At 52.4% G+C, this 21,563-nt stretch carries 21 protein-coding genes; 8 read left to right on the forward strand and 13 right to left on the reverse strand.

Annotated elements, in window-relative coordinates; genetic code table 11:
• Positions 1 to 75 precede the first annotated feature (75 nt).
• From Undi14_RS17920 to Undi14_RS17965, 10 genes are all read right to left on the reverse strand, one after another.
• Positions 76 to 2,433: a heavy metal translocating P-type ATPase gene (locus tag Undi14_RS17920; RefSeq protein WP_200182077.1), complete on the reverse strand. Its 2,358-nt coding sequence runs from the start codon at positions 2,431 to 2,433 to the stop codon at positions 76 to 78.
• 21 nt (positions 2,434 to 2,454) lie between these two features.
• Positions 2,455 to 3,105 (reverse strand): isoprenylcysteine carboxylmethyltransferase family protein, encoded by a 651-nt coding sequence (locus Undi14_RS17925; protein ID WP_200182079.1) that lies wholly within the window; start codon positions 3,103 to 3,105, stop codon positions 2,455 to 2,457.
• On the reverse strand, positions 3,102 to 3,374 hold the full coding sequence (locus Undi14_RS17930) for a DUF2933 domain-containing protein (protein WP_200182081.1): 273 nt from the start codon (positions 3,372 to 3,374) through the stop codon (positions 3,102 to 3,104). The genes Undi14_RS17925 and Undi14_RS17930 overlap by 4 nt, the downstream gene beginning before the upstream one ends.
• A 22-nt stretch (positions 3,375 to 3,396) precedes the next feature.
• Positions 3,397 to 3,852: a hypothetical protein gene (locus Undi14_RS17935; RefSeq protein WP_370589972.1), complete on the reverse strand. Its 456-nt coding sequence runs from the start codon at positions 3,850 to 3,852 to the stop codon at positions 3,397 to 3,399.
• 136 nt (positions 3,853 to 3,988) lie between these two features.
• The gene (locus Undi14_RS17940) at positions 3,989 to 4,462 is read right to left on the reverse strand and encodes a hypothetical protein (protein ID WP_200182083.1); all 474 of its coding nucleotides are present in this window, start codon (positions 4,460 to 4,462) and stop codon (positions 3,989 to 3,991) included.
• 32 nt (positions 4,463 to 4,494) lie between these two features.
• Positions 4,495 to 7,623, reverse strand: coding sequence for an efflux RND transporter permease subunit (locus tag Undi14_RS17945; protein WP_200182086.1), 3,129 nt, complete (start codon positions 7,621 to 7,623; stop codon positions 4,495 to 4,497).
• 2 nt (positions 7,624 to 7,625) lie between these two features.
• Positions 7,626 to 8,420: an efflux RND transporter periplasmic adaptor subunit gene (locus tag Undi14_RS17950; protein ID WP_370589973.1), complete on the reverse strand. Its 795-nt coding sequence runs from the start codon at positions 8,418 to 8,420 to the stop codon at positions 7,626 to 7,628.
• Positions 8,421 to 8,779: 359 nt separating this feature from the next.
• Entirely contained in the window at positions 8,780 to 9,361 is a 582-nt protein-coding gene (locus tag Undi14_RS17955; protein ID WP_200182090.1) for a hypothetical protein, read from the reverse strand.
• Positions 9,358 to 10,560, reverse strand: coding sequence for a TolC family protein (locus tag Undi14_RS17960; RefSeq protein ID WP_200182092.1), 1,203 nt, complete (start codon positions 10,558 to 10,560; stop codon positions 9,358 to 9,360). Before Undi14_RS17960 ends, Undi14_RS17955 begins: the two co-directional genes overlap by 4 nt.
• 10 nt (positions 10,561 to 10,570) lie before the next feature.
• Complete coding sequence (locus Undi14_RS17965; RefSeq protein WP_200182094.1) at positions 10,571 to 11,035, reverse strand: DUF411 domain-containing protein; 465 nt, start codon at positions 11,033 to 11,035, stop codon at positions 10,571 to 10,573.
• A 157-nt stretch (positions 11,036 to 11,192) separates the two neighbouring features.
• On the opposite strand from Undi14_RS17965, the gene Undi14_RS17970 reads away from it, so the two are divergent.
• On the forward strand, positions 11,193 to 11,876 hold the full coding sequence (locus tag Undi14_RS17970) for a heavy metal response regulator transcription factor (RefSeq protein WP_200182097.1): 684 nt from the start codon (positions 11,193 to 11,195) through the stop codon (positions 11,874 to 11,876).
• Position 11,877: 1 nt separating this feature from the next.
• A complete protein-coding gene (locus Undi14_RS17975) occupies positions 11,878 to 13,254 on the forward strand; it encodes a heavy metal sensor histidine kinase (protein ID WP_200182099.1) in 1,377 nt (458 codons plus the stop codon).
• 13 nt (positions 13,255 to 13,267) lie between these two features.
• On the opposite strand, the gene Undi14_RS17980 is transcribed toward Undi14_RS17975, so the two are convergent.
• The 3 genes from Undi14_RS17980 to Undi14_RS17990 form a co-directional block, all read right to left on the reverse strand.
• On the reverse strand, positions 13,268 to 14,071 hold the full coding sequence (locus Undi14_RS17980; protein WP_200182101.1) for a hypothetical protein: 804 nt from the start codon (positions 14,069 to 14,071) through the stop codon (positions 13,268 to 13,270).
• 103 nt (positions 14,072 to 14,174) lie between these two features.
• Complete coding sequence (locus tag Undi14_RS17985) at positions 14,175 to 14,597, reverse strand: type II toxin-antitoxin system HigA family antitoxin (RefSeq protein WP_200182103.1); 423 nt, start codon at positions 14,595 to 14,597, stop codon at positions 14,175 to 14,177.
• The gene (locus Undi14_RS17990) at positions 14,585 to 14,866 is read right to left on the reverse strand and encodes a type II toxin-antitoxin system HigB family toxin (protein ID WP_200182112.1); all 282 of its coding nucleotides are present in this window, start codon (positions 14,864 to 14,866) and stop codon (positions 14,585 to 14,587) included. Before Undi14_RS17990 ends, Undi14_RS17985 begins: the two co-directional genes overlap by 13 nt.
• Before the next feature lie 148 nt (positions 14,867 to 15,014).
• Between Undi14_RS17990 and Undi14_RS17995 the strand changes: the two genes are divergently transcribed.
• The 6 genes from Undi14_RS17995 to Undi14_RS18015 all read left to right on the forward strand — a co-directional run bounded on the left by Undi14_RS17995 (position 15,015) and on the right by Undi14_RS18015 (position 21,552).
• Positions 15,015 to 15,815: a DUF2971 domain-containing protein gene (locus Undi14_RS17995; protein WP_200182114.1), complete on the forward strand. Its 801-nt coding sequence runs from the start codon at positions 15,015 to 15,017 to the stop codon at positions 15,813 to 15,815.
• 157 nt (positions 15,816 to 15,972) lie between these two features.
• Positions 15,973 to 16,308 (forward strand): cobalt-zinc-cadmium resistance protein, encoded by a 336-nt coding sequence (locus tag Undi14_RS18575; protein WP_370589974.1) that lies wholly within the window; start codon positions 15,973 to 15,975, stop codon positions 16,306 to 16,308.
• Between the two features lie 64 nt (positions 16,309 to 16,372).
• The gene (locus tag Undi14_RS18000) at positions 16,373 to 18,394 is read left to right on the forward strand and encodes a heavy metal translocating P-type ATPase (RefSeq protein WP_200182116.1); all 2,022 of its coding nucleotides are present in this window, start codon (positions 16,373 to 16,375) and stop codon (positions 18,392 to 18,394) included.
• Positions 18,395 to 18,585: 191 nt separating this feature from the next.
• Positions 18,586 to 18,924, forward strand: a complete 339-nt coding sequence (locus Undi14_RS18005) for a hypothetical protein (RefSeq protein ID WP_200182118.1) — start codon at positions 18,586 to 18,588, stop codon at positions 18,922 to 18,924.
• Positions 18,925 to 19,033: 109 nt separating this feature from the next.
• Positions 19,034 to 20,353, forward strand: coding sequence for a TolC family protein (locus tag Undi14_RS18010; RefSeq protein WP_200182120.1), 1,320 nt, complete (start codon positions 19,034 to 19,036; stop codon positions 20,351 to 20,353).
• Complete coding sequence (locus Undi14_RS18015; RefSeq protein ID WP_200182122.1) at positions 20,350 to 21,552, forward strand: efflux RND transporter periplasmic adaptor subunit; 1,203 nt, start codon at positions 20,350 to 20,352, stop codon at positions 21,550 to 21,552. The genes Undi14_RS18010 and Undi14_RS18015 overlap by 4 nt, the downstream gene beginning before the upstream one ends.
• The last annotated feature ends 11 nt before the right edge of the window (positions 21,553 to 21,563 follow it).

The following is a 21,563-nucleotide window of genomic DNA, read 5'->3' on the forward strand; positions in this document are numbered from 1 at the left end:
ATGGGCGTGGGCGATCAAAAATTCGCGTCATTGTAACGCGAATGCTGATCGCCGCATTGTTCAAACAAAGACTGTTTAATGACGCTTCAGCCGAAGTGCATTCCCAATGACGGAAGCAGAACTGAAACTCATCGCCAGCGCGGCTATCATGGGCGATAACAACCAGCCGGTCAGTGGATATAACACACCGGCGGCAACCGGAATGCCTAATGCGTTGTAGAGAAAGGCAAACATTAGATTTTGCTTCATATTGAGTATGGTGTCTTCAGACAGCGCACGTGCAATTGCAATACCACGTAAATCACCCTTGACCAAAGTAACTTGAGCGCTATTCATCGCAACATCGGTGCCCGTTCCCATGGCGATGCCCACATCTGCCTTAGCCAGAGCCGGTGCATCATTGATACCATCACCCGCCATCGCAACAATTCTTCCTTGATTTTGTAACTGCTGTACCAGATTGAGTTTATCGGCTGGTTTGACTTCTCCATGAACTTCATCGATACCCAGACGGGCACCAACAGCGCGCGCTGTGGTCAGGCCATCACCGGTTGCCATGACAATGCGAAGGCGTGTCGCTTTGAGCGCAGCCAGAGCTTCAGCGGTGCTGGATTTGATTGGATCGGAGACCGCGAGAAGCCCAATAAGCTGCCCATCCAGTGCTAAATGCATGACGCTGGCTCCTTCGGAGCGTAAAGCCTCGGCTTCTGGCGCCAGTGACTGAACGGATATGCCGAACTGATTCATCAGTGAAGTATTGCCTAGTGCAAGCCGACGTCCGCCAACTAAGCCTTGCACCCCGATTCCCGAGCCAGATTCAAAATTTTCCGCTTTCTCCAGCAGCAAACCGCGTTCGCGGGCCGCACGTACTATGGCGTCCGCCAGCGGATGCTCGCTACCCTGATCCAGGCTGGCGGCCAGGCGCAGTATTTCGTCAGCCTCATATCCCTGCACCGGTACAGAAAGGTGGAAGGCGGGCTGTCCCTCCGTCAGCGTGCCGGTTTTATCGATGATCAGCGTGTCGATTTTGCGCAGATTTTCGATGGCAGCCGCATCGCGGAACAGAACGCCATGCGTGGCGCCGCGCCCGGTAGCGACCATAATCGACATGGGGGTTGCGAGGCCTAATGCGCAGGGACAGGCGATGATTAAAACGGCCACCGCATTGATCAGACCGTAAACCCAGCTGGGTTCGGGACCAAACCAACCCCATCCAAAGAACGTCAGCAGGGCAATGGAGACGACTGCCATTACAAAGTAGCCGGCGACCTGATCGGCCATGCGTTGCATGGGAGCTTTGGAGCGCTGAGCCTGAGCAACCATTTGCACGATTTGCGCGAGCATGGTGGTCGAACCAACGCGCTCGGAACGCATTACAAGAGATCCATTGGTATTGAGCGTTGCGCCGATTACGGTGTCACCTGTACGTTTGGTGACCGGTAACGGCTCACCCGTCAACATGGACTCATCCACGGCGCTGCTACCCTCAGTAACGATACCGTCTACGGGCACTTTTTCTCCGGGGCGGATGCGCAGCAGATCACCAATATGAACGTGTGTCAGTGGTACATCTTCCTCTCGACCGTCGTCGAGAATGCGTCGTGCTGTTTTAGGTGCCAGTCCGAGCAAGGATTTAATTGCTGCAGATGTTTGCGAGCGTGCCTTCAGTTCCATTATCTGACCGAGCAGGGTGAGTGAAATGATGACTGCTGTCGCTTCAAAATAGACGCCTATACGTCCCATCGATCTGAATGAGTCTGGGAACACTTGTGGGGAAATTGTTGCTACCACACTGTAAATAAAGGAAGCGCCAGTACCCAGTCCAATCAAAGTCCACATGTTGGGACTGCGATGAACTACCGATAGCCAGCCTCGTACAAAGAAGGGCCAGCCAGCCCACAACACAACTGGTAAAGATAAAAGCAATTCAATCCAGCTTTGCGTCGACATATCAAACCAGGCAAGTCGATGGCCAGCCATCGCCAACACCGTCACTACCACTGTCAGTGGCAATGTCCACCAGAATCGTCGACGAAAATCGGTCAGCTCGGGGGCATCGTCTTCATCCAGTTCCGGTATTACTGCTTCCAGTGTCATACCGCATTTAGGACATGAGCCGGGATGATCCTGCCGGATTTCGGGATGCATAGGGCAGGTATAGATGGTGCCATCCGCTCTTGCAGACTTAATTACAGCGTGACCATGCACATGCAGGTGAGCCGCATGTTCGTGTGCCATGGTTTTATTGACGAATGCATACTGCGCTGGATTGGCCACAAATTTTGACCGGCATTTGTCGCTGCAGAAGTAATAGACCGTGCCATTGAATTCTTCGCGATGATTTGAATTTTCTGTGACAGACATGCCGCAGACCGGATCTGTCAACGCCCCAGGCGTATTCGTATGGTGTTCCGCGTGTTGTCGATGTTCCATAGATCCTCTGTCTGTGTCTTCCTATACGGGGCTGTCAGTTTTAAAAATATGCGGAATGAATCTTGGAGTTCGCTGCGCGTAGTTGTCATAGACTGCACCAAATTGTTTGCGCATTTCGTTTTCCTCAGTAATAGCCAATCGTCCGTACATGAACAGCAAGACAGGGAACATCAACATGGTCAGCAATGTAGGCCATTGCAGAAGGAAACCTAGCAGTATCAGTACGAAGGCAACGTACTGTGGATGGCGAACACGTTCATAGAGGCCAGTTGTCGCCAACTTGTGCCGTCTCTGTGCGTAGTACAAGACATTCCAAGCAGCGGATAATATATAAAAACCGTACCCGATGAAGATGTAACTGGCAATATGCAGAGATGAGAAATGTGGATCTCCTTTTTCACCTAATAACGTTGACCATAGGTGGCCGGTATCGTGCGACATCAGATCGAGGCTAGGGTAGCGTGTCTGAAGCCAACCGGATAAAAGATAGATCGTCAGCGGAAAGCCATACATTTCGACAAACAAAGCCACTACAAACGCTGCAAATGCACCAAATGTCCGCCAATCCCTAGCGTTTGCCGGCTTAAAAAAACTGAAGGCAAACATGATGAAGATCGCCGAATTGATTATCACCAGCGACCAGAGACCATATGCCGTTTCTCCGTGATTCATGACGGGTCTCTTGGTCGATGGGAAGTCTTGTCGTCAACGTCATCGGGCTTGTTCTGATGATGTCCATGCCTGCCATGACCGCCATGCATGAAAACATGCATCAACGGGCAAGCGAGCAGCAACAGATAAGGGAGGGCGCCAACCACATGCGCTAAGTGCTCTGTCAGCAGAAAGTAGGCTGCTACTGCGCCGATGACGAGCAAACCGATGGCATAGCGCGAAGACCAGAAACTGGGCGGGCTGTCATGCTCCTCATGTTGATGATTCATGATAACGCTCCACAGCTAGTGACTATTTGGCTGGCATAGCAGGCATTTGATCCATCATCATCTGCATCATGGACTCCATCATTTCCATGCGCTTTTCCATCATTTTTTGGTGATCTGCCAAGTTCATGCCCATGCCTTTGGCTTTTTCAACTGGCATGGAGGCTGTTTCAGACATTCCGGACATGCCTTTTGTCCCCTTCATCATTGCCATTCCGTCCTGCATCACCTTTCTGTGCTCGACCATCAGTGCTTGTCGTTCTTCCGGAGTCTTTGCCGAAGCCATTTTTTCGTGCATGACCTGCATCGCTTTCACTTGCTGATCCATATCTCGCATTTTGTCAGATCCCGCCGTCGGAGATGATTTTTGGTTTGTTACTGCGGGTGGCGTGGTATTTGCCGGGTGATGTGTATCGTCGGCAAAGGCTGGCATTGCCAGTGCAAAAATAGCAGCAAATTCAACAAAACGTGTGGTTTTCATTTTAGACTCCCTAACGTTAAAAATAATGCAGTATTTGGTTTAGTGCATGTTTACTGGATTGCATATTTCCACTTCACTGTATGCTTTAGCACTTAACAGAAACATGACCCGAAAATGACAATTTTGTTATCTTCGCTTAATGTTCCGCATGACCTGCATGATCATCCAATTTGGCGGTTCCAGAATTTGACAGAGGCGTAAAGCGCGCTTGCTCTGCTGCCTTACCTGCCAGCGTGATAGAGACGACCGCTTTCATCTCCGGTACCGGGGTATAGTTTCCGCTAGCTTTGAGTGCATTCTCACTATCTGGCGTCAGGTTAAGCATTGTCTTGGTTTTACCGGCGAGTAGCGTGACAGTTCCTTTGGCGCCCGTAGTAGAGATTTTGGTACCGGCATGATCTGTAACATACACAACTACTGGGTTGTTCTTCGATTGCTTACTGTCTTTGGCGACGACCAGTTCAAAATGATATATCCCTGCCATACGCAGTTGTCCACCGTGGGGGGCTTTTTGGGTATCCAAGTATTCATCTGTATGGGCATATGCGCCACCCGCTATCAGCAGGCTGGTCAGTGCGAAGAGTTGGATCAAGGTTTTACGGAATTGCATCGTTTTCTCCAATGTTAAAAACGCGTGGTTGGTTAAAAGCTTTCATTACTGTGTTCTGCAAGTAGTTGCCGAAGTGGAGGCTCGCCCCAAAGCCAGAACATCAGCGGGGTTAGCAGGGTATCGAGCAAAGTCGAACTGATCAGACCGCCGAAAATCACAACAGCTACCGGATGCAGAACCTCTTTACCAGGTGCATCGGCTGATAGTAAAAGTGGCAGCAGTGCAAAAGCTGCAACCAACGCCGTCATTAGTACTGGTGTGAGGCGTTCTAGCGAGCCGCGCACGATCATGGGTTGACCAAAGGTTTCACCTTCAAGGGAGCACAAGTTGATGTAATGGCTGATCTTCAGGATGCCGTTGCGTGTTGCGATGCCAGTGAGGGTGATGAAACCCACCAGCGCAGCGACCGATAAGGGCTGGCCTGAAATCCAGAGCGCAAGTACGCTGCCAACCAGTGCAAGAGGGATATTGCCCATGATGATCAACACGAGTCTGGTGGAATGATAGCGGCTGTAAAGCACCATGAAGATCATCGTTAGAGATACGAGTGCCAGCACCGTAATGAGTCTGGCCGCTTGCTCCTGAGCCTGAAATTGCCCTTCTAGTGCGGTGAAGTAGCCTTGTGGCAGCGGTTTAGCAGATAACTCGGCACGAATATCAGAGATAACACCGGCCAGATCGCGGCCATCGGTGTTAGCGGATAGCACAATACGCCGCCGGGAGTTTTCCCGGGCAACCTGATTCGGTCCTTCGCTTTCTTCAATACGTGCGATATTCGAAAGAGGAATGAAACCAGTCGGCGTTTCGATCAATAAATCGGCTAGGGCTTGCGGTCCACGAGCGTTTTCGGGCAATCGTACTAAAAGATCAAAGCGCCGGTTTCCTTCAACGATCTGCGTAATTTTTTCACCGTCGATCATTTGTTCGAGGCTGCGTAAGAGGCTTCCGGGCGCTACGCCATAGCGCGCTGCTTCGGCATAATCCAGATGAATCTTGACCTGAGGGATGAGTACCTGTTTTTCGATCTGCAGATCGGTGATGCCGGGAATTTTGGCCAGACGTTCGCGAAGTTCAGCAGCCAGTCCGCGCAAGGTATCGAGGTCGTCACCGTAAACCTTCAACGCAATCTGCGCACGCACGCCGGAGAGTAAATGATCGAGACGATGCGAGATCGGCTGGCCGATGTTCGACACTGCCGGTAGCGTGGACAGACGTGCGCGAATATCGGTAATGATCGCTTCGCGACTGCGAGCGGATGGCTTTAAATCGACATCCATTTCGCTGGAGTGTACGCCTTCTGCATGTTCATCCAGTTCTGCACGTCCTGTACGACGGCCGGCTTGGGTAACTTCCGGTACCTGTCTGATGAGCTCCTCAGCCAAAGTGCCAATGCGGTTGGATTCGGTCAATGAGGTGCCTGGATTGAGCATTAATCCAATCGTCAGCGTGCCCTCGTTGAACGGCGGCAAAAAAGCGCGCGGAAAGAATGGCACGCTGGCGCCTACCAGGATCACGATCAGCATTGCGCCAGCCAGAAGCAGACGCGCATGTACGAATGACCAGTTGAGCAGTTTCGCATCCTGATGTTTGAGCCAGCTGACCAGCGGGCTGTCCTTCGCATGCAATTGCTTCATCCGGGGCAGCAGGTAATACGCCATCACGGGCGTCAGCGTGACCGAAACAATCATACTGGCGAGGATGGATACGATATAAGCTACCCCCAGCGGCGTGAATAATTTACCTTCGATCCCCGGCAATACAAATAGCGGTACAAATACCAATACGATAATGACAGTGGCATAAACGATGGCAGAGCGCACTTCTAGTGTGGCGGCGGCAATGACTTCAACGACCGGTTTCGGTGCGCTGTCGGACCGGTTGGTTTTGAGGCGACGTAGTACGTTTTCAACACCGACCACGGCATCGTCCACCAGTTCGCCGATAGCAATGGCTAATCCCCCCAAGGTCATAGTATTGATCGAAAAGCCGAAGTAACGAAACACCAGTGCCGTCACCAGCAGCGATACAGGAATCGCCATCAGTGAAATGACGGTGGTACGCACATTGAGCAAAAACAGGAAAAGAATTACCGCCACCATGATTGCGCCGTCACGCAGTGCTTCTTTAACGTTGCTGACCGAGTGTTCGATAAAATCCGCCTGCTTGAACAGGAAGGCTGGTTCAGCCACCCCGGCAGGGCGGTTTTTGGCAAGATCGGCGACCGCCTTTTCAACTTCGCGGGTCAGCGTGATACTGTCGGCCGTAGGTTGTTTTTGCACGGACAAAATCACCGCAGGCTTACCCTGATAACTGCCATCACCACGTTTGACAGCGGCTGCCAGCGTCACGTTGGCAACTTGTTTGAGTAATACCACCTGACCGTTCTTCATTGTGACAACCAGGTTCTGCAAATCCTCAATGCGACTGGTGCGCCCGATCGCGCGAATCAGGTATTCACGCCCCTGAGCTTCAAGAAAGCCGCCGCTGGTATTGCTGCCAAAGTCACGCAATGCGGCATCGAGTTTATCCCGCTCTACGCCCAATGCCTGCAATTGGGCGGGCAGCGGTTCTACGCGGTATTGGCGTACCTCGCCGCCGATGGGAATGACCTGCGCTACACCTGGGATGGTAAGCAGACGTGGCCGCATGACCCAGTCGGCATACTCGCGAACGGCCATGGGGCTGACGGCGCCTGATCCTGCTGACTTATTTGGCGATGCGTCGATAGGCAGGGCAATCAGCAGAATTTCTCCCATGATCGACGAGATTGGCCCCATTTGCGGTACTACACTAGGCGGCAGTTGTTCGCGCACCAGATTCAGGCGCTCGGCAATTTGCTGGCGATTGCGATAAATGTCCGAGCCCCATTCGAATTCGACGTAAACGACAGACAAACCAACCCCGGAAACCGAACGTACGCGACTGACGCCGGGCATCCCGTTCATGCTGGTTTCGATAGGCAAGGTAACGAGCTGCTCGACTTCTTCGGGAGCCATGCCGCCAGTCTCCGTCATCAGTGTGACAGTGGGCTTGTTCAGATCGGGAAACACGTCGACAGGCATATCGCGCAGAGTGAATATGCCGTAGATCATTAATAGGAGAGACGCTCCCAATACTAAAAGACGCTGTTTCAGGCTGGTGTGAATAATGAAATCGAACATGATCAGCGCACCTGTGAAAGCAGGCTTGCGCCATCGCTAACCACTCGCTCGCCATCATGCAAACCATCGACGACAGCGATGTTGACGGCATCGAGTGCTTGCGTGCGAATTTTGCGCACAGCAAAGCGCTCGGGGGCGGTGTGCACCCATACGGCAGTTTCTCCGGAATTCAGTTTGGTGACCGCTTGCAGCGACACCGCTGCTCCCTGGATTCCGCGTGAGGTGCGCACCATCACCTTCACCGGTTGACCGATAACCAGCGTTGCATCCGGCCTGGTGACGCGAAACAGTAAGGGAAGCGCCTGTTCCCGCAATTGACGGCCGCCGCCGACGAACGTCAATTCAACGGCGATGCCGCCCACCCGGGCACTGGCAGATTGCAGCGTACCGACAATGCCGGGGTCATAGGCCAGCGCTTCCACTGCCAGACGGTTAGGATCGACGATTTCAAACAATACTTCGCGGGCATCGACAATTTGACCGGCTTGCAAACGATTCGATGCGCTCAGTATGCCGCTGACTGGCGCACGCAGAGGCTGGGCACTGTTGACACTCCCGGCGACGAAGCTACTTCGCTGGCGTAAAGCATCGCGTTCTATGCGGGCACTATCGATTTCCTTTTGCGGGACTGCCCCTTCGAGTTGTTCGTAGCGTTTGAGCTTGCGTTCAGCAATAGCGAGTTGCGCATCCAGTTCCGCCAACTGTGCCTTTTGGTTACCTTGCTCAATTGCGCTGGCAACGGGTTGCAAATAAGCCAGCACTTCACCTTTAACGACTTTTCGACCATCGACAGGCATCCCCTTGGGGCCAGGCTGAACACTGCCAGAGAACGGCGCTTGAATACGGCCGCTGGTTTCAGGATCAGCGATAAGCTTACCGTTGAGTTCAATTCCAGCTGTCAAGTTGCTGACCTGAGTTTGGACGGTGCGAATGCCAAGGCGGCGTTGGACAGATTTCGGCACAAACAGGCTCGCATCGGCCAGACGTTGCGGCGCTTCCTGCGCGATATGTGTCGCAGCAGTCGTGGCATTTTTTGATTTGGTTGGCGTTGCCTGTTCGTCGTGGTTCTCATCTCCATGAGCGAAAACACCGGGGCTACAAACGCTAATCAGGGAAAACAGGATGAGCGCCATGGGCTTCATATTGAACTTCAACATCATTGCGTTCCTTTTTTCTGATGGCGACGACGAGCGATTAATACGATGATTGCTACCAGGATGAACGCGGCACCCACACCCCATGCGGCATATCCCGTGTTGCGATGACTGTGCTCAGTTTCATTGAATGAGTCGGCAGGAATTTCAAGGTCTGCGGTCAGCAGGTCGGAGGTGTCGGTTGTTTCGAGCGAGATCGTCAGAGGCAGTTTGCTTCCCGCTGTCAGCTTGTTCAATGCTGCGAAACTCGCTACATACACACCGGGACTGTCTTCTGTGGCGGAAGTATTCTGCCCCTCGGCGTCAATCTCCAGTTTGGCGCCGGACACCGGTTCGTTGGTTTTGAAGCGGTCTACGATAATGAGCAAGCGACGATTCTTCGACTGACTTTCATCCAGCACGGCCACTAACTCGAAATCTTCACTTTGTGCCGTTGCTCTGGGAGCGATAGCGATGGCTGGCGGTGGAGTCTTTCCTGCATCGCCGTGGTCCTCGCCGCCGTGAGCGTAGACCGGAGCGCCAGAAAGCAAACCGATACCCAGTATGCTGAACATAATGAAAGAACGATGTATCTGGATGTTCACGGCAAAATTCCCTTTGCTTGATTGAGTTGAGCACGCGCCGCACCTAAAGCGACTTTTGCCCGCAGTAATTCCAGGCGTACCTCGTTGACGCTGGCACGTACGCGCATGAATTCAGTCAGGCTCAGTTCGCCAAGCGAGAAAGCTTTTTCTTGCAACGCCAATCGTTCATTGGCCAAGGCGGCACGTGTTTGTGCGGTCTGACTGACCGATTCGGCGTTATCTAGCGCTGCCTGCGTCTCACTTTGTTCTGCTGCGATTTCAGCCATCGTTTGCCTGAGTTCCGCTTCGGCTTTTACCCATGCAGAATTTGCTGCCGCCAGTTTTGGCGCATTCCTGGCTTCGCTACCAAACGGGACGCGGATACCGACACGCAGGGTGTTGTGAGCGGGAGTCGTGTAGGCGTCGCGTGTTTGCACCACGCCGACAGATAGTTCGGGCGGATTGCGTTTGTCTTCGCGTACCATTTGCATGTCGGCGCGCACACGTTCCATCGATGCCTCGGCGAGTGTTAAACGCGGATGGTGAGAGGGTGCTGAAAGAAATGTGGACTCGTTGATATCGTCGGGTATGTTGTCGAGTCCAGTCAACAGGTGTAGGCGTGCCAGTGCTTGCCGTTCGCGCGTTTGTGTTTCAGATAAGGCGTTTTTTGCCGCGAAAGTTTCCTCCTTGGAAAGCAGCAGATCGGTGCGAGCGAGTTCTCCTGCTTGCTGCCGACGAAGAACATCGGCTTCGAGTTTTCGGGCGGTGTTCAGACGTTCCGTGGCGATACGAGTGTCCGCCCGTGTCGCAGCTACATTCCAGACGGTGGTACGCAGTTCCCCAGCCAGCGCGAGGCGGGCCGCTGGCAGCGCGGCGTTCGCATCCGCTGCATCTCGTAGCGCGAATGCTTCGCGCACGGCACGCTGACCGGGCAGTAAAAGCGGCAGTGCCAAGTCGAATTCGCGTTCTCTGACGCCAACTCTGTCGTTGAGACGATCATTCTTTTCGGATACGCCTATACTCGGCGGTTCGGCCAGCCAGCTATTTGCCACGGCGCGACTGGCCTGAGCCTCGCTCTGCCGCGATTCCGCTACCCGCGCTTGTACAGCACGTGCCCACGCCTTATCGAGGGCTTCGTGCAGGCTGGTATCTGCCCGTGCTAGTGTACTCAACAAGCTCAGCATCAGCACACAAAGGCTATATTGCAAAGGACGGATCATATTCACGTCCTTAGCGATAGGACTGAAAAACGATCGCCTGATTGTCCTTTTTAACCAGGAACACATCGAACGGATCTTTCCGGCTCTGATACTCCGGACCGTCCATACCGGGCGATCCCAGTGGCATCGCGGGAACCGCGAGTCCGATGGCATCAGGGCGTTCTTTCAACAGACGCTGAATATCCCGAGCCGGTACGTGACCTTCAATAGCGTAATTACCGACTTTGGCCGTATGACAGGAACCGAAGCGTATCGGCATGCCCAACTTTGTCCGGATATCAGAATTTCCGGTATCAAATGTCTTAACAGTAAAGCCGCTAGCCTCCAGGTGCCGTATCCAGTCTTTGCAACAACCACAATTAGGACCTTTCCATACTTCGATTGCAGTAGAAGTATTTGCAGCAACGACATATGGAACGGCGGTGACCAGAAGTAGCAATCCCAGTAGCAGGGGGCGGCGGGGAATGGCAGTCATGTCGGGCTCTCATTTCGGGTTGAATGGAATGAGACGATTGTGCGGTACGCTGCCTGACGACAATCTGTCTGCCAGATTACATTCTTGTTATCTGCGTGCCAGACTCGCTGAAAACCGTCACACTATCGGCAAACATCAATCTAACGGAATTGCATTCATGAAAATTCTCATCGTCGAAGATGAACCCAAGACCGGCGAATACCTTCGTCAGGGGCTTAGCGAGGGCGGTTTTGTCGTTGACTTGGCACAAGATGGCAACGATGGATTGCATCTTGCATTGCAAGGCGGATATGACCTGTTGGTGCTGGACGTGATGTTGCCCGGCCTGAATGGCTGGCAGGTACTGCAAACTTTGCGTCGGCGAGGTTTGGAAATACCGGTGCTGTTTCTGACTGCGCGAGATCAGATTGAGGATAGGGTGAAAGGGCTGGAACTGGGGGCGGATGACTATCTGGTCAAGCCTTTTTCATTTGCCGAATTGCTGGCCCGTGTGCGCACTATCCTGCGCAGAGGCCGTAACGGACCGGAAATCACCACACTCAGTGTCGCCGATCTGGAAATGGATTTATTGCGAAGACGCGTGTCACGTGCCGGCAAGCGCATTGATCTGACGGCGAAAGAATTCGGTCTGCTGGAATTGCTGATGAGGCGCCAGGGAGAGGTGCTGCCCAGATCCCTGATTGCTTCTCAGGTATGGGATATGAATTTCGATAGCGATACGAATGTGATTGAGGTGGCCGTGCGCCGGTTGCGTACCAAGATCGATGAAGGACAAGACATTAAACTGATACAGACGGTACGGGGTATGGGTTACGTACTGGAAAATCCGGAGGAAGCCTGAGATGGTACGAGGCTTTTCATTGACGAGTCGTCTGACTTTTTTCTTCACTGGCTTGGCCGCGGCAGTGGTATTCGGATTTGGCTGGCTTTTTATGGCAACGGCGGATCAGCACTTCATCGAGCTGGATCAGGCTGCGTTATCGGATAAGATGCATCTGATTGAAGATGTACTGGTGAATGCGAATTCTGCGGCTGAAACTCGCTGTCGCCTCGACGAAGCATTGAGTCATCATCACGGGCTCTTTGCGGCTGTAACGAATACGAAGGGCATTCCATTGTTTCAGTCTGCAGGGTTTTCCATGCCGGTCAGCAGCGTGCCGACAGCCGTCAATAATCAGGCACCGGTCTGGCAGGTCTGGTCGGTGGAGGGAAGAGAGCAGCGCGTGCTCCGCTTTCAAGCCAGACCCGGATATGCCCCGACGGAGGAGCTTACCGTCACGATCGCCATGGATACAGCCCATCATGCGCAGTTTCTGGCGAATCTGCGTCACAGTCTGATCATCTATGCGATTGCCGCTACGCTGGTCAGTGGTTTGTTAGGATGGCTGGCAGCGCATCAGGGGCTGGCTCCGCTGCGCGCTATGAAAACGCGCGCGGCCGGCGTCTCTGGGCAGCAACTTGATGAACGCATGCCGGTCGACGCCGTGCCGGTAGAAATGGCTGAATTAGCGAAAGAATTGAATCGCATGCTCGACAGGTTGCAAAGCGATTTCAGCCGCTTGCAGGAGTTTTCCTCGGATCTGGCACATGAATTACGGACGCCGATTAGTAACTTGCTGACGCAAACCCAGGTAACGCTCTCCGCTACACGGGATGAGGCAACTTATCGTGACGTCCTCGCTTCCAATGCCGAAGAGTTGCAGCGTCTGGCCAAGATGGTGTCCGATATGCTGTTTCTGGCGAAGACCGAACGCGGCGTCGATTTACCCGGTAAGGAACGCTTTCCGGCCTTACCGGAAGTACAGGCGCTATTAGAGTTCTACGAGGTCGTTGCTGATGAAAAGCACATCAAATTACGTGTCGACGGGGGGGGTAATATACATGGTGATCGCCTGATGTTTCGTCGTGCGGTGAGTAACTTACTCTCCAATGCATTACGACACGCGCCAGAGGGGGGAGATGTTCATGTCGCGATCTCAGACTCACCTCAGTTCACTGAGGTCACGGTAGAAAATACCGGCGAAGACATCAATCCACAAGTTTTACCACGCTTGTTTGATCGTTTCTTCCGAGCGGATCCTGCCAGATTGCATGCCATGTCCAATGGGGCAGGTTTAGGACTCTCGATTACTAAAGCTATTGCGGAAGCTCATGGTGGTACAGCCCGGGTTCGGTCTGAACACGGTAAAACGAGTTTTATCCTGATGTTTCCCCATTAAAAACCGCATTGATTTACATGCTACCAGCAGGGTGCTGGAACAGACCATCCAATATGCGATGTTGCAGGATAGGGCAGCGGGTGAAGTCACGAGCAAAATAGTAACGGCGGGAACCATGGACCGCTCGGCCGTTGATTTCTGCGACCTGGTGGAAGCCGATCTGCTGATCCGAGTGTCCTTCTACGAGAGCGGTCGTCGGCGATAGCGGAAGAATGGAGTATGCCGAAAAATTGTCTGGAACCAGAAACTCAGCATCTACCGCCTTCAATATACCCCATCTCTTGCCCGCCATTCGTTGCCGCTCCCTGTCCATCTCGAAGGGAAAGCGCAATCCAGTCGTGAAACGGCTAGCGATGGTATTGTCCGGAGAAGCGAATACATAGCCGTTGGCCTCCAGAATCTCTTGCGCGTCTATCGACATCTCTCTCTCTGGTGCCACCATATTCATTCTGATATCAGGAAGCGGATTATGGTAACGCTCATGCCGTAGAGTCCATAGCAGATACATGTCGGTGATAGCCGCATTCTTCTCGTGATCAAGCGTAGTAACGGCACCGGCAACTATGTTCTTTGCGACATCTTGGTACCGATCCTCGATCACCTTCATGAAGACAGATTCGGTCTTCTGATCCCAAAGGCGACGAGCACAAAAGTATGAGTTGCCAGGTGTTAGCCACAGATCTGGCTTGTTGCATTTACGGCGGACCTGTACTGTACCCTTCTCAAGGGCGAAACGGGCTATGCAGTCCTTGGGGAAAATATGTTGATCAATTGTCAGTTTGTGCGGATTGCCTTTTTGTGGCTTTGGAGAGCGCATCACACCCTCGATGCAACTGGCAAGTTAGAACACCGCGGTGACATGTTGGCTCATCCGTTCGGCTCGGAATAATTTGTGTGGAAATTTGCACACGCCAGATGACTCATATAAAAACACTTGTAGGAACATTAAATCGCTCTGAAAGCGCTTTTATTTGACGTACGTTTAAATCACGGATTTCGCGCAAAATTTCAGACACGACTCCCTGACTGCCCAATTCAGGCAAATCCGACTGCGTGAGCTGATGTTGCACCATCAGAAATTTCAGTGTCGCCACAGGCGAAACTGGCAGAGCAACTGGCTGCAAGTCCTCATAGTCTGCGATTAACGAACCCAGACTATTCACCAATTCGGCTAGCGGCGATTTCTCATCTGCACCGCCCGCGTCCATCAACTGATTCAATACAGCGATCGCATTCTCATATTCTGCTTCGTTGTGTATGGATTTGAGCGGCACCAGCTCTATCAACGCCTGATAGCGTGTCGAAATTTCTTGAACAGTGGAGCGATCAATTACGGCTTCCATTTGTCGTACTCCTTGTGTGTAAAAACATGACGGATAAAAAGTTTCTGAGCATTAAAATGAATCCCACTGACAATACGGTATTTGTTGCCACCAATATCAAAAACGTAATATGCCTCGACTTTATCGACCGTGTTAAACGTAGCTTTGAGCTCGGCAAAATTGGCAAATGGCCGGGATTCAACGATTTTTCGCCATGCCTGCAGAGGCTCATGCGACAGCGGATGCTCGGTAGAAAAATTTGATAGCGGTTTATTGGATATGACTCTCATTGATTAAGTATATCTCAATATGAGATATATGTATTCTATTACGGTATTTTTAATACGATATTGGCGATTTGGAATGGCTCATGAATAAAACAATAGCTTTAGCAATGACTATTTAAGTAGTGATAGCTGGTCGAATGACATTCATCTGATGACAAGCGAAATAGCGAGGGAGCTTCATCTCAAGCACGTCATCGAGCTCAATACCAACATATCAAGTAGGGGATTTATGCGCATTGCCTTCGATGAACCGATGGATCTTGATGAGCCGCTATGGCGGTATTTCAAAACCGAACGGTTTCTGGATTTACTGAGAACTGGGGAGTTTTACTTCGCTGCAGCGCGTCAATTTCAAGACCCTTTCGAAGGAGCCGTTGCTGTCTTGCCGCCTGGATTTCCTGTCGATCCACGCTATGCAAATTTAGAGAACGGTGAAAAAGCCTTCGAAGAACTACGCCGCCTGACAAAAATCAGCTGCTGGCACCGAGCATCGTACGAAAGCGACGCGATGTGGCAGCTGTATGCAGGCGCATGGAAGGGAGTCGCAATTTGCACTACCCCTAATCGAATTGCGGCGGCAACACCCTTCCGCTTGAAACCGGAATTTGGACACGAGGATCTTTTGGCTGGAAATGTGAGATATGTCGATCTGCTAAAGGTACGGCTTCGTGAAGGCATGCTTCACCGCTTTTGGTACAAACACATGGCATTTTCTTGGGAGCGGGAGTTTCGGCTTGTAGTGTCATTGCGCGGCGCTGAAGAAAATGGAGTTCAGGTGCCAGCCGAAGGCATCAAGGTTGGTTTCGATGTCCCAACATTGATTAGCAATATCTTCATAGGGCCATCACTAGAAGAAGCTGATGTCGATGCAGTCAGGCAAGCCGCGAAGTCGGTAGGAATAGCGGATCGTGTTCGCGTTTCAAGTATGCTCGGCACGCCAAAGTACACTTAACTTAACACAAGTAGTGTCGATGTTTAGTTAAGTCTGAACTGCATTTTTATGAAAATCAATAACTTATATTTGGGCCGAATAATGAATTCTGAAAAGGAATGCGGATCAGAAGATAGTTTATGTTAAGCTTTTTTGTATGAAAAAAGTGTTACTCATCATGCTGCTAGTGCTCGTGCCATTCCAGATATCTTGGGCAGTTGCTGGCGAATATTGTCAGCATGAGAATGGTTCTATTATGGTGCACTTTGGACACCATGCTCATCACCACCAAAGCAATTCCGACCAACCAGACTCTAAGCACGCAGGAAATTTGAGTAAACTGCATTCGGACTGTGGCTCATGCCACACGACCATATTGGCATTACTCCTTGTGCCTAGTGCTGCTCTCGCAATTTCACTCCCAGCTACAAAACTACCGCTACGTCCTCCTGATTCCTACAAATCGCATATACCCGATGGCCCTCGCGAGCCAGACCGTATTCATTTTGCCTGACCAACGTATTTCAGCAATCCGCCCTTTTTGGGCGCATGGTTTAACTCAATGAATAGGAGTAGGTATGGCAACGTCTGAAAAGTACGAACACAGCTCAACAAAAGCAGAAGATGGTCATGATGGGCATGATCACGCAGGTAGCTTATTTGGAGAAAAAACGGAATTGTTTTTTGCACTGCTCGCCGGTGCATTGGTACTGGCAGGATGGCTTTTCAAGAAAGCCGAGATAGGTTCCGATTGGCTGAGCACTACACTGTATTGTGCTGCGTATGTATTTGGTGGTTACTTCACGTTGAAGGAAGCCATTGATAATTTACGAGCGAAGCGATTTGAGATTGACACACTGATGTTGGTCGCCGCCGCCGGTGCCGCCGCGCTGGGCAAGTGGGGTGAAGGAGCATTGCTTCTGTTTCTCTTCAGTCTGGGCCATTCGCTTGAGCACTTTGCCATGGCGCGCGCGCGCCGGGCTATCGAAGCACTTGCCAAGCTCGCCCCTGAAACAGCGATCGTGCGGCGGGGTGATATAACCGAAGAAGTTCCTGTCGAGTCGCTTCAGCCTGGCGAGATTGTTCTGGTTAAACCGAATGAGCGACTGCCGGCTGATGGCGTCATAACGAAAGGCACGACCAGCGTTAACCAGGCGCCGGTAACCGGTGAAAGCGTACCGGTGGATAAGGAGCCCGTGACAGACGCGAAGGCAGCAATCGCAGCCTTCGACAAGACGCCAGCGAACAATCGTGTATTCGCTGGCACCATTAATGGCGCGGGAAGCATCGAGGTAATGGTGGCGCGATTAGCCACTCAGTCAACCATGGCCCGCGTTGTCCAGATGGTCGCTGATGCTGAGGCACAGCGTTCGCCAACTCAGCAATTTACTGATAAGTTTGAGAGGAAGTTTGTCCCGGCAGTTCTGGGGCTGGTGGTCTTGCTAATGCTCGCCTTCTTGGTGATCGATGAGCCATTCGCCGACAGCTTCTATCGCGCTATGGCTGTGCTTGTTGCTTCAAGCCCTTGTGCACTCGCGATCTCCGTACCAAGTGCTGTACTATCTGGTGTGGCACGGGCTGGACGCAGCGGTGTTCTGGTTAAGGGCGGTGGACCACTCGAAAATCTGGGTACTCTTACGTCGATCGCCTTTGACAAAACCGGCACGCTTACTGAAGGCAAGCCAAAGATGACGGACGTAGTTGTCGCGTCAGGTACCGAAGAGGCAGAACTACTGAATGTGGTGCTGGCTGTTGAAGCTCATAGCGACCACCCGCTGGCATCGGCTTTGGTAATTGGGGCCCGTGACCGGCTGGGTGGCAAGCGTCAGCAAGTTACCGCCAACAATGTGAAGAGCATCACCGGCCGAGGCATTGAAGCGGACGTTGATGGCGAGAAGGTCTATGTCGCCAAGCCGATCCACTTCACGGAATTGACTGCGGGTGCTGTACCTGAGGCTTTAGCCAGCGCCAATGAAAAATTGGTGGCAAATGGCTGCACGACGATGATCGTGCTCAAAGGAGAGCGTTATCTTGGTGTGATTGGCGTCATGGACACGCCTCGTGAAGTTGCCGGTGAGGTAATGGGTAAGCTGCGGACACTTGGTATAGAGCGGCTTATCATGATTTCCGGTGACAACCAGAAAGTGGCCGATTCAGTTGCGCGGACGGTTGGTCTGACGGAGGCACGTGGAGACTTGATGCCAGACCAAAAGGTGGAAGAGATCAAGCGTTTGCGGGAGACACACGGCAAGGTGGCAATGGTCGGCGACGGTGTGAACGATGCACCCGCGATGGCCAACTCGACCGTCGGCATTGCGATGGGAGCGGCTGGCTCCGACGTTGCTTTGGAAGCGGCCGATGTCGCGCTGATGGGCGACGACCTCTCTCAGCTTCCTTTTGTTGTCGGCCTGTCGCGTCAAACCAGCAGCGTCATCAAGCAAAATCTGTGGATTAGTTTGGGGGTGGTTGCCGCGCTGATCCCAGCCACGATCTTCGGGTTGAACATTGGGACTGCAGTGCTATTCCATGAAGGATCCACGATCATCGTGGTGATCAACGCGCTTAGGTTACTCGCATTCAAAGACAAAACGAGCGCATAATTTGTAGGTGGTGAGACTGGAAAGTTACATGTTTTTCCATCGCTAATCATCAGATTGCCTTTAGATGCAGGATGTCTGCGGGCCTACTCGCAAAAGAAGACTGTTGGATTTGGTAAAAATTTTTGGTGCATGAGAAATCTAAATGTATTCATCGTGATATACTCTACGATATGGTCCGTCGAACTTTGATTATGCTCATTACTCTACTCGCGCTGCAGTTTAGCTGGAGCGTGGCAGCGGCCTATTGTACGCATGAGACGGGTAAGGCAGCAAATCACTGGGGACATCACCCCGACACCAATTCTTCGGATAATGTCGCTTCGATTCTCAAAGAAAAGCCGACTGACGCGAAAAAATCCCCTATTCATTCGCACTGCACATCGTGCGCTCATGGTACGTTGTCGCTTGATAGTTTCGAAGGGATCTCGCATCCTCAGGTCGTTGAGGCCGCTCCTGTATCCATCGAAATCATTCTTTCTTCCTACTACACCGCTCCTCCAGAACGCCCTCAATGGGTAATCGCTGCTTAAATCCGGCGGTTGTATTCATTCGTTTCTAAAAGTGTGACTTACGCCTGAATGTAGGCGAAGGTCACCACACGCCGCTGGATATCTTCATCTTTAATTTTTGGAGTTATTCATGCAATCCCGACATTTATTTTTGGGAGCGGCTGTCCTATTGGCGCAGTTGATCCCCTTTAGTACCCAGGCTGCTGGGCAAGAAAGTGCTGCCTTCACCATTGGTGAAGCGGCGCCCGCAGCAAACACAATTTCCGCTGCGCTGACGCTGGAACAGGCCATCGCAACAACTCTGTCGGCCAGCCCAGAGTTGCGCTCTGCTGCACAGAGTGTTGCGATTGCCGAAGGTGCACGCGTCCAGGCTGGTGTGCGCCCCAATCCTGAATTGGTGCTACTGCGTGAAGGGACTTCCTCGCGTAGTAATCGTACCGATACCTATCAGTTAAGTCAGCCCATTGAGCTTGGTGGCAAACGCGGCGCCCGTATCAAGCTGGCGGAACAAGATCAGGCGTTGGCCCGCAGTGATATGAATGTAACTGCTGCCGAACTGCGCGCGAACGTTACTGCGGCCTATTTAGAGGCTCTCACGGCACAAGAACACGTTGCTCTGGCCAAAGAATCTCTCAGCTTGGCAGGTAAAGCGACCAACGCTGCTGGTCGCCGGGTTGCCGCTGGTAAGATCTCGCCCTTAGAGCAAACCCGTTCGAGCGTGGCAGAAGCAAGCGCACGTCTAGAATTGGCGCAATCAGTTGCCGATGCGGCCTTGGCACGGCGTCGTCTTGCCGCTTTCTGGGGCAGCACGCAGCCCGAGGAGCGCCCCTTGGTGACGCCCGACATCAACCTTGCTGTTATTCCAGCGCTATCCGAACTGCAATTGCGCCTTGACACATCGCCGCAGGTGCAACGTGCACGCTTGCAGATCGCTCGAGAAGAGGCTGGCGTCAATTTGGCAAAGGCAGATCGTGTTCCTGATCTAACCCTCACGCTGGGCAAAAAGAAAGACTTTCAGACTAACGTGTCTCAAACCATCGTCGGAGTGGCGATACCGCTGCCATTTTTTAATCGCAACCAGGGTAACATCCTGTCTGCGCTGCGCCGGGTTGATAAGGCAAAGACCGATGCCGAGATAGAGTACTTGAGCGTGACGCAGGCCTTGGCCGATGCACACCAACGTGCGTCCGTTGCTCAGGAACAGATTGACAGCATGCGAAATGAGATTCTGCCAGCCGCGCAAAGTGCTTTCAACGCGGCCGTCACTGGCTTTGAGCTGGGCAAATTTGGATTCATTGATGTACTTGATGCTCAGCGTACCTTATTCCAAAGCCGCGCTCAATACCTGAGCGCGCTCTCCGCCCGCTATCGCGCTCTCGCCGATCTGGAGCGCTACATTACCGTAGAACCCAACGTTGGCAACTACACGACTGACAGGAATGTAAAATGATGTTCAATATCGATAAAAAATCCCAAAAGGCCGCACTGATCATTTTGCTCATTGGAGCCGTATTGGGCGCAGCAATCCTACTTTGGAAAAAGGACAGTGGCCCAGGCGCTGCCGAAGGATCTCAGACAGAAGAAGCCGCGAAAAAGGAAGGTGGTGATCACGCTGGTGAAGAGGGTATAGTCCTGATGAACGTCAAGCAGATTCAGATGGCCGGCGTCACAGTCGCCAAAGCTGAATCAGCCACGATGGGCAATGTCATCCAGTTGCCAGGTGAGGTACGTTTCAACGAAGACCTCACGGCGCACATCGTACCGCGTACGCCTGGTGTCGCGGAGTCGGTTTCCGGCGACTTGGGTCAGAGCGTCAAGAAAGGTCAGGTTCTGGCCGTGATCTCCAGCCCAGCTTTGGCAGACCTGCGTAGTGCATTGCTGGCCGCCCAAAAGCGACTGAGCCTAGCACAGACCACGTACCAGCGTGAGAAAAAGCTGTGGGAAGATAAGATCTCTGCGGAGCAGGATTATCTCCAGGCACAGACTGCACTGCATGAAGCTGAGATCCAAGCTCAAACTGCTCGTTCCAAACTGGCGGCGCTGGGTGCTGGCGAAGCCGAAGGCGCGTTGAATCGGTATGTCCTGCGTGCACCGTTCGATGGCGTGATTCTGGAAAAGCATATCGCTCAGGGCGAAGCTGTCAAAGAAGATGCCAACGTTTTCCTACTTTCGGATCTGTCGAGCGTGTGGGTTGAAGTCGTCGTAACGCCGAAGGATCTGGAACTGGTTCGCGTGGGCGAAACCGTCAAGATCATATCTGCAGCCAATGAGACGTCTGCCACTGGCAAAGTTAGCTACGTTGGCAATCTGCTCGGCGAGCAAACGCGTACCGCAAAAGCGCGCGTCGTCATCGCTAATCCGAATATGGCCTGGCGCCCGGGTCTGTTCGTGAACGCTGCCATTACTCGCGGCGAGAAAAACGTTCCTGTCGCTGTTCTTGCTGATGCAGTACAGACCATCAACGATAAACCCGTGGTCTTCGTAAAAGTCGAAAAAGGTTTCAAAGTCCAGCCCGTCAAAATTGGTAATAGCGACGGCAAGTTTATTGAGATTGTTGAGGGCCTTCCCGCGGGTAGCCAGTATGCCGCGAGCAATAGCTTCGTGGTTAAAGCTGAGCAAGGCAAAGGCAGTGCAGGACACGAAGACTAACTAAGGAACCG

It is taken from the genome of Undibacterium sp. 14-3-2 (assembly GCF_016595265.1).
GTDB lineage: Bacteria > Pseudomonadota > Gammaproteobacteria > Burkholderiales > Burkholderiaceae_D > Undibacterium > Undibacterium aquatile.